The sequence below is a fragment of the Candidatus Eisenbacteria bacterium genome, from assembly GCA_016867495.1.
GTDB lineage: Bacteria > Eisenbacteria > RBG-16-71-46 > CAIMUX01 > VGJL01 > VGJL01.
The window spans coordinates 19284-33736 of sequence record VGJL01000013.1 but is presented as its reverse complement, the minus strand read 5'-3'; the positions used below and the strand labels follow the sequence as shown (position 1 = coordinate 33736).

Here is a 14453-nt window from a genome sequence, read left to right as displayed (position 1 = left end):
CGCAGTAGTTGAGAGTCATCGCCTCAGACGGGTTGATCTCGTACCAGTCCGTATCGCGGTAGTCCGCTCCGCCACGAACGAAGGTCCCTCCGGTCCCGCAGACGTGGATCGTGCCCGGCTCGGGTTCCAGGACGGAGAAATGGAGGGTGTCGCAGCAGCAGCCTCCGTTGAACCGGTCCACGTAGCCATCGTAGCAGTAAGGCTCCCCCTCGATCGTCGCTCCCGGTGGGCAGGTGACATCCTGCGTCACGCTCTGGACCAGGCTCAGCGCGTACTCGCCGCAGGCCGATCCATACCCGTCCACCACGATGTAGTAGCTTTCCCCTGGAGTGACGCGCACGCGTTCCAGACGCGACCTGTAGCCGCTCGCCCCGCAGGCGTCATCGTTGCACGCGTAGGGCAGCCCCGGGGTGTAGATGTTCCTGTAGACGTACAGCTTCGTGTCGAACCCCGACGCGCAGAGATCGATGTCGATGTAGCTCTCGCCGCCGGCCACGAACTTGTAGACGACGTCGCGCGCGGTCGCGTGGTAGGGGCAGACCTCCTCGTAGTCATTGGAGAAGCCGCAGGTGTTTCCCGTGTCAGAGAACGGCTGCGAGGGGATGAGGTAGGCGGTCTCGATCGTCTCCCCGCCCACTCGCGGGCCGGTCGGTTCATCCGCGGGTGGCGCGGGTTCCACGCATGCAGGCGGCGCCTTCACCATCTCCGCCTGCGGCGAGACGTCTACGGCCGCCGTTGGATTGGCGGACAGGGATAGAACTGCCAGACCAATCCGAAGAACGCAGATCATGGCTCGCCTCCTGGCTCGATCAGCCTCAACCGCCGACATCCGGCCCCTCTCGAACCCGGTACAGCTCCAAGGCCGGCCCCGGATTCCCCCGAGGGGTGAACTCGCGAATCAGCTCCAAACGCGGATCCCGGCCGACGCGCTCGTAGAACCGCATGACCTCGGGGAACCGCCCGGAACCCTCCTCGTTGAGGAATCCCTGGGCCTCCACGCGATCGATGACGATGTACTCGACCCCCATGTCGAGGTATTCGTCCAGACTCCGATATGGAAAGGCGTCCGAGCCAAAGAAGGCCAGGTCGTATCCCTCGCGCATCCTTGCGACCGAGAGGTGCGCGATATGGAAGCTGTCCTTCCTTCTGGAGTACCGGGAGGTCTCCCTCCAGCGAGGGTCGTCGCCCTTGAGGCGGTTCAGATGGGCCTCCACGTTTTCCGCGGTGTTCCACAAGGCCACTGTGTCCGGGGAGGGCCGGTAGCCTGATCCCTTGACCAGGATCCTGGAGCCCGCCGGGATGTTCTCCTCGATCCATCTCTTCGCCAGCGTCCTTGTGTCGGTTCGGGTCAGCGTCATGTCGTAGCGGACGATCTGGAGCGCGCCGGGGACGATGAGAAGGAGCGGCGCGAGCGCCCGGACGCCCGTCCCGAGACGGCCGTGAGGAAGCCCCCGCCCGATCGACACGAGGAACCGCGCGGCCACGACCGAGAGCAGCATCTGGACGGGGAGAGTGTATCTCGGATAGACGTGGTCTTCCCTCTGCGGCACGCAGATGAATAGATAGAAGACAAAGCAGAAGAGAGCGATCGAGATCGCCGCGCGGTCGCGCCTCCAGAGTCCGACAACCAGCCCCGGCAGCGCGGCGGCGAAGATGAGCGGGCTCATCGAGGCGCCCATCGCACGGACGTAGTATACCCAGACATTCGTCGTGCGAAGTCGGAACGGCTCGGCCGACTGGGTCAGCGTCGGCTCCGATAGCAGCCCCAAACGGACTTCGACCGCGCGGACGAAGGCCTCGAAGAAGCCGGGGTTCCCGATGGCCGTCACTCCCAGGAAGAGACAGATCGCGAAGAGGAACCTGCGATCTGTCAGCGCCGCGGCCGCGCCAAGCCCTTCCCCCCTCGTCCGCCGGACGTGCGCAAGGAGGATCGGCAGGAGCACGACGATCGCCGGCAGCTTCGTCATGACCGCGAGCGCGGCGAAGAGGGAAGTCAGCAGGTAGTCCCGCCGCCTTCCCATCCTCTCGATCTCGACGAGATAGAGAAAGGTCGCCGTCAAGAGGGTGACCATCAGCACATCGACCGTGATGGACTGCGACTCGGTGTGGTGATCGAGGGCGAAACAGAGGAAGAGGGCGGAGAGGATCCCGACCCGCCTGTCTCCGAGCTTCTTCCCCAGCCTGTAGACGAGGAAGATGTTCACAATCGCGATCAGCGCGACTGTGACTCGGCCTATCATCCAGAAGGGGGTCGGATCAGCGGCAAAACGAAAGAGGTAGTCTCCGGTCGATCGGATCTCGCCGGCGAGCCTCCAGACCGCGAATAGGGCTCCATACCCCACGAACAGCAGATAGAAGAGCCCCCCCTTGAACGCCCGGTCGTAGTCGAAGTGGCCGGCTCCGAGCTGCAGGGCGCGCTTGACCTCCATGATCTCATCCGTGAGGTAGACGAAGGGCAGTCCGTGATTGATCCCCCAGAGACGCAGCGCGGCGGCGGCGGCGAGGATCAGGAGGAGTCCCGCGGACGATGACAGGTAGCCCCCTCCGCTCGTAGGTTGAGAGCGAGAAACCGGGGATTTCGGCCTGTCCGCCGTAACTTGCATATTTGCATCACTTTAGGGACGGGAATGAATCGACGACGCCGACCCCCGTCTCGGTTCGAACGGCGTCCATTCTAGCGCTTCGGATGCCACGGGCCAAGCGCGTCTCGCGGCGATGCGGCTGCGGCGACCGGCGAGTCTCCCAGCCGTCACGCTAGGCCCACTCGGGGCCTTGCGCAAGCCACGCGACCGCGCTGCTCGTTCGACTCCTCCGAGCCGCGGGGCGGACTCTCCATGCGTGCCGGAGAGGGCGGAATCACGGATTTCGCTGGGGTTGAGCCCCCGCGATGCCGACCGTAGGATGGATCGATGTCGGGGCGAGAACCCGCCACAGCGGTCGAGACTGTTCTCGGAGGAAGTCGGATCGTGCAGCAAGTGAACGCATCGAGCGGTCCAGGCAGCCGCGCGGACGTCGAGGCGTCGATCGTCCTCTTCTCTTCCCAGCGCTCGGAACACGCTCTCGAGGTGCTCGAGGAGCTCCTGAAGTGGATCCAGGCCGAGCAGCGCCGCGTGGAGCTCGTCATCTCGCTCGACCATGAACGGCGGCCGGTGTACGAACGGATCCGCGGCCGCATCGCGGGCCTTCCGGACGTCAAGCTGCTCATCCTCCACTCGCATGGGGGCCAGCTCGCGACGATACGGGCCGGCGCGGCCGTCTGCTCCAGCCCTATGATCGTCACATTCCCCGCCTACCCCCAGATCGCCTGCGACTCGATCCCGCGAGTGATCGAAGCCCTGAAGGGCGGCGCAGATTACGTGATCGGCTACCGCGAGCGCCGCCGCGATTCGCTCACGAACCGCCTCTCGGGCAGACTGTTCAATCTGGGGATGGGGCTCGCGGCCGGTCTGCGTTTCCGTGACATCGCGTGCAGCGTCCACGGCTTCCGCCGCGAGGTCCTCGATGCGGTCCCGGACTATGGCGACACCCAGGTCTTCCTCCCGATCATGGCCCATCGGGAGGGATTCGAGATCAGGGAGGTCGCCTTGCGGCAGCACCCGGCGGAGCCCAGATTGCGGATCTTCGGCCCCAGGGTCTTCGTCAACCGCTTCTTGAGCCTGCTGACGATCGGCTTCCTCGTCCGCTTCACGCAGAAGCCGCTCCGCCCGATCGGCCTGGTCGGCGGCCTTCTCTTCCTGGCCGGTGGCGTCCTCGGTCTGGTCCTGACCTACCAGCGGCTGTTCCTGAGCGTGCCTCTCGCGGGCCGCCCGATGCTCCTCCTCGCGCTCCTCCTGGTCACAGCGGGGATCCAGATCATCGTCCTCGGGCTTCTCGGGGAACTCCTCCTCTACCTCCACTTCCGCGACCACGCGATCTATCGGGTCGCGGAGCGCGCCGGGCGGACGGACGAAGGAGAGAGGAAGGAGTGAGCCGCGGGGCGCCAGCGATTTCGGTGGTGATTCCCGTCTATGACGAGGAGGACTCGATCGCACGTCTCGCGGCGGAGATTGACGCCGCGCTCGCGGGCGCCGGCGCGCGGCACGAGATCATCTTCGTCGACGATGGCTCGAGGGACGGGACCTGGCGCGAGATCTCCCGAATCGCGAGAGCGTCGGATCACGTTCTTGGCATTCGTCTGAGCCGGAACTTCGGGCAGACGGCGGCTCTGAGAGCGGGGATCGATCGGAGCAGCGGCGGCATCATCGTCACGATGGACGGCGATCTTCAGAACGACCCCGCCGACATCCCGAAGCTCCTGGCGAGGCTGAACGAGGGGTATGAGATCGTGAGCGGGTGGCGCCGATCGCGGCAGGACAAGCTCATCTCTCGGAGGGTCCCTTCCGTCGTCGCCAACGCGCTCGTTCGATGCATGACAAAGGCGAAGATCCACGACCTCGGATGCGGTCTCAAGGCCTACCGCGGAGAGTTGCTCCGCCAGAGCACCCTCTACTCGGACTTCCACCGATTCGCCGTGCCCCTGACCCAGATCGGGGGCGGGAGGGTCGCCGAGGTCGAGACGCATCATCGCGGCCGGCTCTTCGGCCGGTCTAAGTACGGTCTCACGCGCGTGCCTGGGGTGCTGGCCGATCTTGCGACGCTCACCATGATCACGCGCTTCAGCGACCGCCCCCTCGTCTGGTTCCTCGCCTTCGCTTCGGTCCCGCTTCTCCTCTCCATCCCCGCCTGCGTCTGGGTCCTGCGCACCATCGCCGCGCCCACTCTCGCCGGGATCCTCGTGCCGATCGGCTCCGTTGTTCTCCTGGCGCAGTCGTTCCTCGCGATCTTCTTCCAGGGCCTCTTGGCCGAGAGGATCCGGCATCTCGCGCTGTCCGACCAGCCACACCGCCGGCGGATCCTGGTCACCCTCGCGGACGCGATGGGGGGCAACGGCCTCGCGCTCCTGATCCGGGGCGGGAGGGCGCGGCGTCTCGGCTAGCCTGGCTCGAGGCGATCGGCCCTCGCGATCACAGGCGATCCGAGCCGCTGCGTGAGCCCGATCCATCGGGCCGGCGCCTCGATCCCGCGCGCCACCAGGAGAGACCCGTGCGCCCGATGCAGAGCCATCGGAAAGAAGTACTGCGCAACCGACGCGCTCAGCCTGAACCCTCTTGAGCGAAACGCGGCTTCGATCTCGGAGGGGTGGAAGAGGCCGAAAGGCCGCGTGTTCCCCTCCACGCGCTTCTTCAGTCCGAAGAGCCGCGCGGAAGCGAAGTTCACGCTGCGGATCGACGGGTAGTCGACGACCACGCGAACGCGCGTCACGCGGCAGAGTTCCGCGATCAACTCCTTCCACTCGGCGAAGTGGGGAAGGAGCCGGAAGCAGACCGCCGCGTCGAAAGACCGATCGGCGTAAGGCAGCCTGGAGAAACAAACCGTGTCGAAGGTGAGGGAGCCCGCGGCGATGAGGTCGCCGAGGCGCGCGGCCGCCGCGGGGGCGCTTCCCGCGACCGTCGTCCTGTAGCCTGCCGCGGCGAGCGCGGGAGCGATCTGGGCGTGGCCTCCCCCGACGTCTAGGACGCGCGCCCCCGCCGGCAGTCCCGCCATCAGGCGGAGCGTGATCCGCGACTGCAGACTGACGAACCATTCGCCGACCGGCCCCGCGAATCGCCCGGCATACTCCTCCGAGGCCGTCTCGACATCCGCGCGCTCCGCCGCCCGCGCGTCGCCTACGCCGCCGATTCCCTCTCGATCCACTCGGTCACCTCCGCGATCGACTCCCCATCCATGTAGAGGCGATGCCAGACCTCCAGGTTGAGGAGGATCCAGAGTCTGAAGTTGTGGTCCCGTTTCCCATCGACATGCTCGCGGACGAGCCTATGCACCGTCTCCCTCTCGAGAATCCCCGCCTCGACGAACCTCGCTCTCTCGGCCACATGGAGGAGGAAGCCGCGCAACTCATCGCGCATCCAGAAGGCGATCGGGAAACCGAATCCCCGCTTCGGTCGGTTCGCGATCGCCGGGTCGACATATCGCCGGGCGAGCATGCGCAGCGCGTACTTGAGGGTCCGTCCCCTGAGTTTCAGGGAGGACGGGACGCGGGCCGCCAGCTCGACCATCCGATGTTCGAGGAACGGAGGCCGCACCTCGAGGCCGTGGGCCATCGCCATCCGGTCGACGATGACGAGCAGATGATCCGGCACGCGGGTGACAAGGTCGGTGTAGAGCATCCGATCGATCGGGTCATGGGCCATCTTCGACTCGAACGGCTCGAGGATCTTGACGCGCGAGTCGATTTCGTCGAGACCGCGGCGGATCGTCTCCGTGAAGAGATCCTTCTTCGCCGTCTCGGTGAAGCGCAGGAAGCTCATGCTCTCCGCGTATCTCTCTCCTTCCCGCAGAAGAGACATCTCGTTGATCCATCTCAGCTTCTGCGTGGCGCTCTTGTAGGCGAAACTCTCGGGCATCCGGTCGATCAGCCCTCGCAGGACCGTGCGCCGGATCGGGGGGGGAATGATGCGAAGCCGGTCGGCAAGCCCCTGGCCCGCGAATCGATCGTATCCCGCGAAAAGCTCGTCGCCGCCGTCGCCGCTCAGCACGACCTTCACGTGTCGCGCGGCCAGTCGGGACGCGAGATAGACGCCGACGCCGAAGGGGTCCGAGGGCTCATCCATGTGCCAGACCATCTCCGGAACCAAACGGATCAGATCGGCCGAGGCGATCTCCTCGTGATGGTCGGTCCCACAGCTCGCCGCGACCCGGCGCGCGTAAGGAAGCTCGTCGAACTTCTCCTCACGAACTCCGATCGAGAATGTCGCCAGCTTCCCCGCCGACTCCGATGCGGCCATCGCGGTGATCAGGCTCGAGTCGATCCCCCCGCTCAGGAAGCAGCCGACCGGGACGTCGCTGACCAGGTGCCCCCTCACCGTCTCGCGAAGCGATCCGTCCAGGCGATCGAGCAGCGCATCGTCGCTCTCCCGCTCCTTGTCGATGAACGAGAATCCCCAGTAGCGCTCGACGCGCGCCTCTCCGTTCTCGTAGATCAGTCTGTGGGCGGCGGGGAGCTTCCGGATCGATCGAAAGAGCGTCCTCTGGTCTGGAATGAACCGGAGGGAGACGTAGTGGTAGAGCGCCTCCATGTCGATCCCGCGCCGCAGGAAGTCCCCCGCCAGCAGCCCCTTGACCTCGGAAGCGAAGGCGAAGAGGCCCGGCGCCGCGAGAAAGAAGAGCGGCTTCTGGCCCATGTGATCCCGCGCGAGGAGCAGTCGCCCGCGCCGAAGATCGAGCAGAGCGAAGGCGAACATCCCGTCCAATCGCAGCACGCAGTCGTCGCCGTCGCGATCATAGAGGTTAAGGACAACCTCCGTGTCGGACTCCGTCCGGAAGACGCGTCCCTCCGCTTCCAGCTCCGCACGGAGGCGGCGAAAGTTGTAGATCTCGCCGTTGAACACGATGGCCGCGGCGCGATCGACGCTGAACATGGGTTGGTGTCCGGTCACGAGATCGATGATGCTAAGCCGCCGATGGCCGAGCGCCGCGCCATCGAGACGCTCGATGCCGACATCGTCGGGTCCGCGATGGGCGAGGGCGGCGACCATCTCGTCGATCCGGGCGAGACGCGATGGATCGCTCGCGATCACCCCGGCGATTCCGCACATGAGATCGCCCCCCAGGTCTCCGTTACAGGAGACCGCGCTCCCGGTACCAGGCGGCCGTTCGGCGGAGCCCCTCGTCGAGATCGATCGCCGGGCGGTAGCCCAGATCGCCCTTGGCCCGGCTGATGTCGAAGGCGCGGTTCTGCCGGTACCAGTCGACACGCCGCGGGAAGATGGGCGGCGCGATCCGGAAGGGCCGGCATACGTTCTCTACGATGTGCCCCGCGACGATCAGGGGAGTGAGAGGATAGTGGCGGATCTCGACCCGCGCGCCCAGCGCCTCGCCGACTTTCCGGACGATCTCCTCGATCGAGTAGTACCTCTCGTCGGCGATCAGGTAGGTCCCTCCGTCACCCACTCCCGCTTCCGTGCAGCGGGCGAGGACGTCGATGAGATTGTCGATGTAGAGCGGGTGGTAGAGAGTCTTCCCGCTTCCGAACATGGGAAACCATCCCTTGGAGACCCGCTTGAAGATCATGTAGAAGCGCTCCGGATCCCCGGGACCGTAGATCGCCGCCGGGCGGAGAATCACGGTCGCCATGCCTCCGGGCGCTCCGGACTGAACCACGAGCTCCCCCTCGTGCTTCGTCCGCTGGTAGTAGTCCGCCGGGGTGATCGGCGCGTCCTCCCCCGCGGGCGGCTTCTTGATGTCTCCGTGCACGCCGCAGGTGCTGCAGTAGATGAACCTTCGCGCCCCGTGCGCGGCGGCGCTCTCGAGGACGGTCCGGGTTCCGCCCACGTTGACTTCATCGTAGTGGGACTCCGGGACGTTCAGCTCGCGAAAGGCCGCCGCGAGATGGTGCACGACGTCCGCTCCGGCCATGCAGGAGTCGACGACGGCCCGATCGGTCACCGAGCCGATCCGGACATCGGCGCCGAGATCCCGGAGGCGCTGGGGCGCGAGCCCTTCGCGGCAGTCGAGGGCGACGACCCGATGCCCGTCGCGCAGGAGCCGCTCGACGAGGGCCGAGCCGGTGAAACCCGTTCCGCCGGTCACGAGGATCTTCACGCTGCCTCCATCCCCGCTGGGACTCTCGATTCGATCCGGGCCGCCCAGCCCTCGCCTCAACTATCGTCCGGGATTTCCAGCTACTTCGTTCATTCCATTGCCGATAACCCGTATGATAGTGCATCTGCGCGTCCTCGGGGCTCTCGGCTTCTGATAGGATCGGTCCGGCCGAAAGGAGACAAACCGGCGGTCGCGCGCGAGAATGGAGCGGCTCCTTGTCGAAAACGAGAATCCTCGGAATCACGGACGGGCAGACCAGCGGCGCGGCGATCATCGAGGGGAACCGGATCCTCGCCGCGGTCAACGAGGAGCGGATCGTCCGGATCAAGCTCGCTCGGGGCTTCCCGCGCCAGGCGATCCGGGAGGTCCTCGCCCTCTCGGGGACCGATCCCGCCGAGATCGCCGGCGTGGCGGTCGCGCAGGTCAACATGGAGATCCGCGAGGAGATCCTCCCCTGGCCCGGATGGTTCGAGGCCCGCGACCAGGACGAGGATCTTCACAGCGCGTTCTTCCAGTTCGCGTCCCGATTCGGAGGCATCGCGCCGCGCGTGCCGATCCTGAGGCGCGCCTACTACTCCCTCAGAAGCCCGGCCTACGCCCACCGGCGGAGGCGGATCCGCGAGATCCTCGAGAAGGAGTACGGCATCGTCGCTCCGGTCCGCTTCTTCCATCACCACTACGCCCACGCCACCTCCGCCTACTACTCCAGCCCCTTCCGCGAGGCCCTGGTCGTCACGATGGACGGCGGAGGCGACGGGCACTCCTCGCACATCTACGGGGCGCGTGACGGCGAGCTCAAGCTCCTCAACACGGCCGACTCCTACGATTCCCTGGGAAACTACTACGCCTACATCACGGCGATCTGCGGCTTCAAGGCCAAGCGGCACGAAGGGAAGATCACGGGGCTCGCCCCGCGAGGCAGCCCCGTCTACAAGGAGCTCCTCGGATCGATGATCGTCGCCGACGACGGCCATACCCGCAACACGGGCAGGATCCTCTTCAAGCAGGCAATGGAACAGATCCGCCGCGCCCTGCCCCAGGGATGGAAGATCGAGGACCTGGCCGCCTCGATCCAGACGGTCGCCGAGGACGTGGCGCGCTCCTACGTCGGCCACTGGGTCCGCCAGACCGGGCATCGCAACCTCGCCCTCGCCGGAGGACTCTTCGCAAACGTGCGGATCAACGAGGAGATCCATCATCTGCCCGGGGTCGAGGCGACCTTCATCCATCCCGGCATGTCGGACGAGGGGCTGGCGGTGGGCGCGGGGCTCGCCTATTCCGCCGCGATGCGCCGGTCCGGAGGCGAACCCTATGCCCCGAACGGGCTGAGGGACGTCTACTTCGGCCATGAGTACGGGGACTCCGAGATCGAGGCGGCGATCCGCCGGACGGGTCTCGAGGCCAAACACCTTCCGGGCCGCATCGAGGAGACCGTGGCCGAGCACCTCTCCACTGGGAAAGTGGTCGCCCGTTTCAACGGCAGGATGGAGTACGGGCCTCGGGCCCTCGGGAACCGGAGCATCCTCTACCAGCCGGGCGATCCATCGGTCAACGACTGGCTGAACGAGCTGCTGCGCCGCACCGAGTTCATGCCCTTCGCTCCGGCCTCCCTCGTCGAGGCCACGGACAGGCTCTATGAGAGGGCCGAGGGAGCGATGGACGCGGCGCGGTTCATGACGATCACGTTCCACTGCAAGCCATGGATGGCCGAGCGATGCGCGGGGGTCGTCCATGTCGATGGAACAGCCCGTCCCCAGATCGTGAGCCGCGAGGAGAATCCATCCTACTACAAGATCATCGAGGAGTACGCCAAGCGGACGGGCGTCCCCGTCATCATCAACACCTCGTTCAACATCCATGAAGAGCCGATCGTCCGCACGCCGGACGACGCGATCCGCGCCTTCCTCGACAGCGGTCTCGACTACCTCGCCATCGGCGACCATCTCGTCACGGGCCCGGTCGGCTCGTACGCGACCCGCAAGAAGTGGGAGGGGAAGAGCAAGTGGGGACGGCGGATCGACTCTCCGACGTCCCGGTGAGACGGCCGGCGCCGCCTCGCTCTCCCATGGCATTGACGAGACGCGCCGGAGCGGGCAGAGTGGCCCGCGTGGCGGCGATCATGAAACGCGGCGCCGAAGCGGGCCGCGCAGCTCGATGAAGCGCGATCCGGAGCGCCTCTCTCGGGGCGGGTACGACCTCCTCGTCGTGGGCGCCGGCATTCACGGCGCCTTCGCGGCGTGGGACGCGACCCTCAGGGGCCTTCGGGTCGCGATCATCGATCAGGGCGACTTTGGAGCGGGAGCCTCCGCCAACAGCCTCAAGATCATCCATGGAGGGCTCCGCTATCTGCAGCAGGCGGACCTGCGGCGCGTGCTCGAGTCGGCCCGCGAGCAGGCGATCCATCGGCGGATCGCCCCCTGGTGCGTCCGCCCGCTCCCCTGCCTCCTGCCCGCCGAGGGCTCGCCGACCAGAAGCCGCGCGGCGCTCGGGCTGGCCCTGCGGATTCACGGCGCGATCGCCGCGCGCGCCGCGCGGGACATGCGGGGGCTGGAACCCCTCCCCCCCGGCCGGATCGTGGAGCAAGACCAGATCGAGAGTCTGGCCCCGTCCCTCGCGGCGAGAGGGACGAAGCGGGCGGCCCTCTGGCACGAGGCGCTGGCGGTCGACACCGAGCGACTGACCCTGGCACCCATCCTGGCGGCGGCCGAGCGCGGCGCGGATGCTGCGAACTACTTGCGTGCCGAGCGAATCCTGACCGACGGCGCGGCGATCGCCGGCGTTCGCGCCCGGGATCTCGTCTTGGGCGGCGATCGCCAGATCGGAGCGCGGTGCGTCCTCCTCGCGAGCGGCGCGCTTTCGCGCCGTGAGTCGGCCGAGCTGCTGGGATCGGCGCCGCCATTGATCCGGAGCGCCGTGGCGATGAATCTGATCGTCCGTCCTCTTTCCGATCGCGCGGCCTTCGGTCTTCGCGCCGCGCGCCCGGACGCTCGAGGTCCCCTCGACAGGGAAGGTCTCACTCTGTTCTTCGTCCCCTGGCGCGGGACCACGATGATCGGAACTTCATATCGGCTGCGCCCGGAGCGTCCCGCGGAGAGCGAGGCGACGATCGAGGACATCCGGAGGCTCATCGACGCGGCCAACCGGGCGCTCGGCGCGGAGAAGGTCAGGATGGACGATGTCCTCCACTTCCACTGCGGCCTCCTTCCCGTGACCGGAGGGAACGACGCGAGGGGAAGCCGCGGCGATCTGAGCGAGCCGGCCCGAGGCGCGGCGATCCGGAACGCCGATGCGCGATTACGTCTCGCCAACCGTCACGCCATCATCGATTGCAAGAAGACGGCGGGGATCAGGGGACTCGCGGCGCTGGTCGGCGTCAAGTACACGACCGCGCGCCTCGCCGCCGCGGAGGCAATCGATCTCGTGTGCGAAAGGCTCGGGCACGCCGGCGGACCGTGCGCGACCGACACCGCGATCCTCCCAGTTCCCCCGGACCCGGAGATGGGCGAGTCCTCGTGGCCCATCGACAGCGATGGCGCCAGTCTGGAGGGAGCCGTCCGCCGGGCGATCGGCGATGAGATGGCCGTCCATCTGAGCGATCTCGTCTTCCGGCGGATCGGTCTGGGAAGCGCCGGGCCCCCGCCCCGCGCGATCCTCGAGAAGCTCGCGACCCTGATGGGTGACGAGCTGGGATGGACGGACGCCGAGCGCGGGGGGGAGATCGATGCCGTCCTGCGATCCTACGCTCCTCTCCCCTGCGCCGGCTCCACGGCGGTGCGCTCATGAGAGTCCTCTTCCTCGCCCCCCATCCTTTCTTCCAGAACCGGGGCACGCCTATCGCCGAGCGGGCCTATATCGAGGCGCTTGCCGAGCGCGGCGACTCGGTCGACCTGGTCACATACGGCGAGGGGGAGGATGTCGAGCTTCCGGCCCTGCGGATTCATCGCATCCGCCAGCCGAGGGTGATGCGCGGCGTGCGCCCGGGATTCTCGTGGAAGAAGATCGCCTGCGATCTGCGGATGATCGCGCTCTGCGGGCGCCTCGCGCGCGAGGGGCGCTACGATCTGGTCCACGCCGTGGAGGAGTCCGTCTTCATGGCGCGAGAGATCAAGCGCCGTCATGGCATCCCGTACGTCTACGACATGGACTCCTCCCTCTCCCAGCAGATGGTCGAGAAACACCCGGTCCTGGGCATCGTCCTTCCACTGCTCGAGCGGATGGAGAAGACCGCCATCCGGGACAGCCTGGCCACTGTTACCGTCTGCCGCGCGCTCGAGGAGATCGCGCGCCGTTGCGCGCCGGGCGTCATGGTCGAACGGATCGAGGACTTCAGCCTCCTCACAGGCGACGAGGCGATTGACGAGGAGCTGTCGCTCGTGATCGGGCTTCAGCCCGGTCGGTCCCGCGCGGCCGCTCCCATCGTCCTTTACGCGGGCAATCTCGAGCGATACCAGGGCGTCGATCTGCTCGTCGAGGCCTTCGCGATCGCCCGCCGGTCCGCGCCCGAGGCCCGCCTGGTCGTGATCGGCGGGACTTCCTCGGATATCGCGGCGCTCGCGCGCAAGGCCTCCCGCCTCGGGCTCGCCGATCGCGCGCACTTCCTCGGCCCGAGACCCCTAGCGTCGCTGGGGGGATATCTCCGCCAGGCCGCGGTCCTCGTCTCGCCGAGGACCCGCGGGCTCAACACGCCGATGAAGATCTTCTCCTACATGGACAGTGGAGTGCCGATTCTCGCGACGCGCCTGCCAACCCACACGCAAGTTCTCGACGACGGCACCGCCTGCCTCGTGGAGCCGACCACGGAGGCCATGGCGCGAGGGCTGGAGGAGCTGCTCGCGAACCCCGCGCGGGCGCGGGCCATCGCCGACGCGGCGCGCCGGCGCGCCCGCGAGCATTACAGCCGGGAGGCCTACCGCGCCAAAGTCGATCGATTCCGGGAGCGGCTGAAGGAAGCGCTCCGCCCCAATCCTGAATGGGCCCTAGCGCTCTACCGCCGCTCGGTGATCAAGCAGCGCAAGGTCGCCGAGATCATGCGACTTCTTCCCGACCCGCGAGGGCTTCTCTGCCTGGACATCGGCGGAGACAACGGCGTCGTGAGCCTGCTGTTGCGTCGCCGGGGCGGCGACTGGCGCAGCGCCGATCTCGACGCGAAGAGCGTCGATGCCATTCGCGATCTCGTCGGGGGCGAGATCCATCGCCTCGACGGAGGACCGACGTCCTTCGCCGAGGGGGAGTTCGACCTGGTCGTCATCATCGACTTCCTGGAGCACATCGCCAATGACCGCGGCTTCGCGGCCGAGCTGGGACGGATCGTCAAGCCGGGCGGGAAGCTGATCGTCAACGTGCCTCATCTGCGCCCGCGCTCCGCGACGCGCCGGATTCGCGACGCGATCGGCCTCACCGATGCCTGGCACGGCCATCTCCGGCCGGGATACAACAGGGAGGAGCTGCGACGGCTCTTCTCGGCCGATTTCGACTGCGACACGGAGCGGACCTACTCCCGTTTCTTCTCGGAGATGATCGACACGGCCCTCAACTGGGCGGCCGAACGCAGGGCCGCGCGCGCGGTCCGCCCGGGAAAGGGAACCATCATCACGCGGTCGGAGATCGAGGGAATGAGGAAGCAACTCGCCGCGCTCGCGTTCGCCTATCCCTTCCTTCGCGCGGCGGCCGCGATGGACGCCCTGCTCTTCTTCCTGCCCGGCCACAAGCTGATCGCCCGATTCACGCGCCGCGCTCGTTGAGCGCAAGGACTCTTCCGGGTGGGCCCTACGCGGTCCCTTTCGCCCCGCTATGCTCGCGTTCGCGGCGCGGGG

Annotated in this window: 9 protein-coding genes; 4 read left to right on the top strand and 5 right to left on the bottom strand. The window is 67.1% G+C overall.

Annotated features, from left to right (window positions below; all coding sequences use genetic code 11):
- The coding region (locus tag FJY88_03375) for a hypothetical protein (protein ID MBM3286380.1) at positions 1 to 790 on the bottom strand (790 nt) is incomplete at its 3' end.
- Between the two features lie 25 nt (positions 791 to 815).
- A complete protein-coding gene (locus FJY88_03370; protein MBM3286379.1) occupies positions 816 to 2603 on the bottom strand; it encodes a phospholipid carrier-dependent glycosyltransferase in 1788 nt (595 codons plus the stop codon).
- Positions 2604 to 3466: 863 nt separating this feature from the next.
- Here FJY88_03370 and FJY88_03365 point away from each other — a divergent pair.
- Complete coding sequence (locus FJY88_03365; protein MBM3286378.1) at positions 3467 to 4975, top strand: glycosyltransferase family 2 protein; 1509 nt, start codon at positions 3467 to 3469, stop codon at positions 4973 to 4975.
- Here FJY88_03365 and FJY88_03360 read toward each other — a convergent pair.
- From FJY88_03360 to FJY88_03350, 3 genes are read right to left on the bottom strand one after another with little or no spacing between them, the layout of a single operon-like run.
- Positions 4972 to 5733 (bottom strand): class I SAM-dependent methyltransferase, encoded by a 762-nt coding sequence (locus FJY88_03360; GenBank protein MBM3286377.1) that lies wholly within the window; start codon positions 5731 to 5733, stop codon positions 4972 to 4974. The genes FJY88_03365 and FJY88_03360 overlap by 4 nt on opposite strands.
- The gene (asnB, locus tag FJY88_03355) at positions 5706 to 7634 is read right to left on the bottom strand and encodes an asparagine synthase (glutamine-hydrolyzing) (protein MBM3286376.1); all 1929 of its coding nucleotides are present in this window, start codon (positions 7632 to 7634) and stop codon (positions 5706 to 5708) included. The genes FJY88_03360 and asnB overlap by 28 nt, the downstream gene beginning before the upstream one ends.
- 22 nt (positions 7635 to 7656) lie before the next feature.
- A complete protein-coding gene (locus FJY88_03350) occupies positions 7657 to 8700 on the bottom strand; it encodes an NAD-dependent epimerase/dehydratase family protein (GenBank protein MBM3286375.1) in 1044 nt (347 codons plus the stop codon).
- Positions 8701 to 8855: 155 nt separating this feature from the next.
- Between FJY88_03350 and FJY88_03345 the strand changes: the two genes are divergently transcribed.
- The 3 genes from FJY88_03345 to FJY88_03335 are packed head-to-tail and all read left to right on the top strand — an operon-like array spanning position 8856 to position 14381.
- Positions 8856 to 10679, top strand: coding sequence for a hypothetical protein (locus FJY88_03345; GenBank protein MBM3286374.1), 1824 nt, complete (start codon positions 8856 to 8858; stop codon positions 10677 to 10679).
- Positions 10498 to 12423 (top strand): FAD-dependent oxidoreductase, encoded by a 1926-nt coding sequence (locus FJY88_03340; GenBank protein MBM3286373.1) that lies wholly within the window; start codon positions 10498 to 10500, stop codon positions 12421 to 12423. Before FJY88_03345 ends, FJY88_03340 begins: the two co-directional genes overlap by 182 nt.
- Positions 12330 to 14381, top strand: coding sequence for a glycosyltransferase (locus FJY88_03335; protein ID MBM3286372.1), 2052 nt, complete (start codon positions 12330 to 12332; stop codon positions 14379 to 14381). Before FJY88_03340 ends, FJY88_03335 begins: the two co-directional genes overlap by 94 nt.
- Positions 14382 to 14453 lie beyond the last annotated feature (72 nt).

Coding starts and splice junctions, on each gene's coding strand:
- FJY88_03370 (MBM3286379.1), bottom strand. CDS start 2,603: ATGCAAGTTACGGCGGACAGGCCGAAATCCCCGGTTTCTCGCTCTCAA.
- asnB (MBM3286376.1), bottom strand. CDS start 7,634: ATGTGCGGAATCGCCGGGGTGATCGCGAGCGATCCATCGCGTCTCGCC.
- FJY88_03340 (MBM3286373.1), top strand. CDS start 10,498: ATGAAGAGCCGATCGTCCGCACGCCGGACGACGCGATCCGCGCCTTCC.
- FJY88_03335 (MBM3286372.1), top strand. CDS start 12,330: ATGGACGGACGCCGAGCGCGGGGGGGAGATCGATGCCGTCCTGCGATC.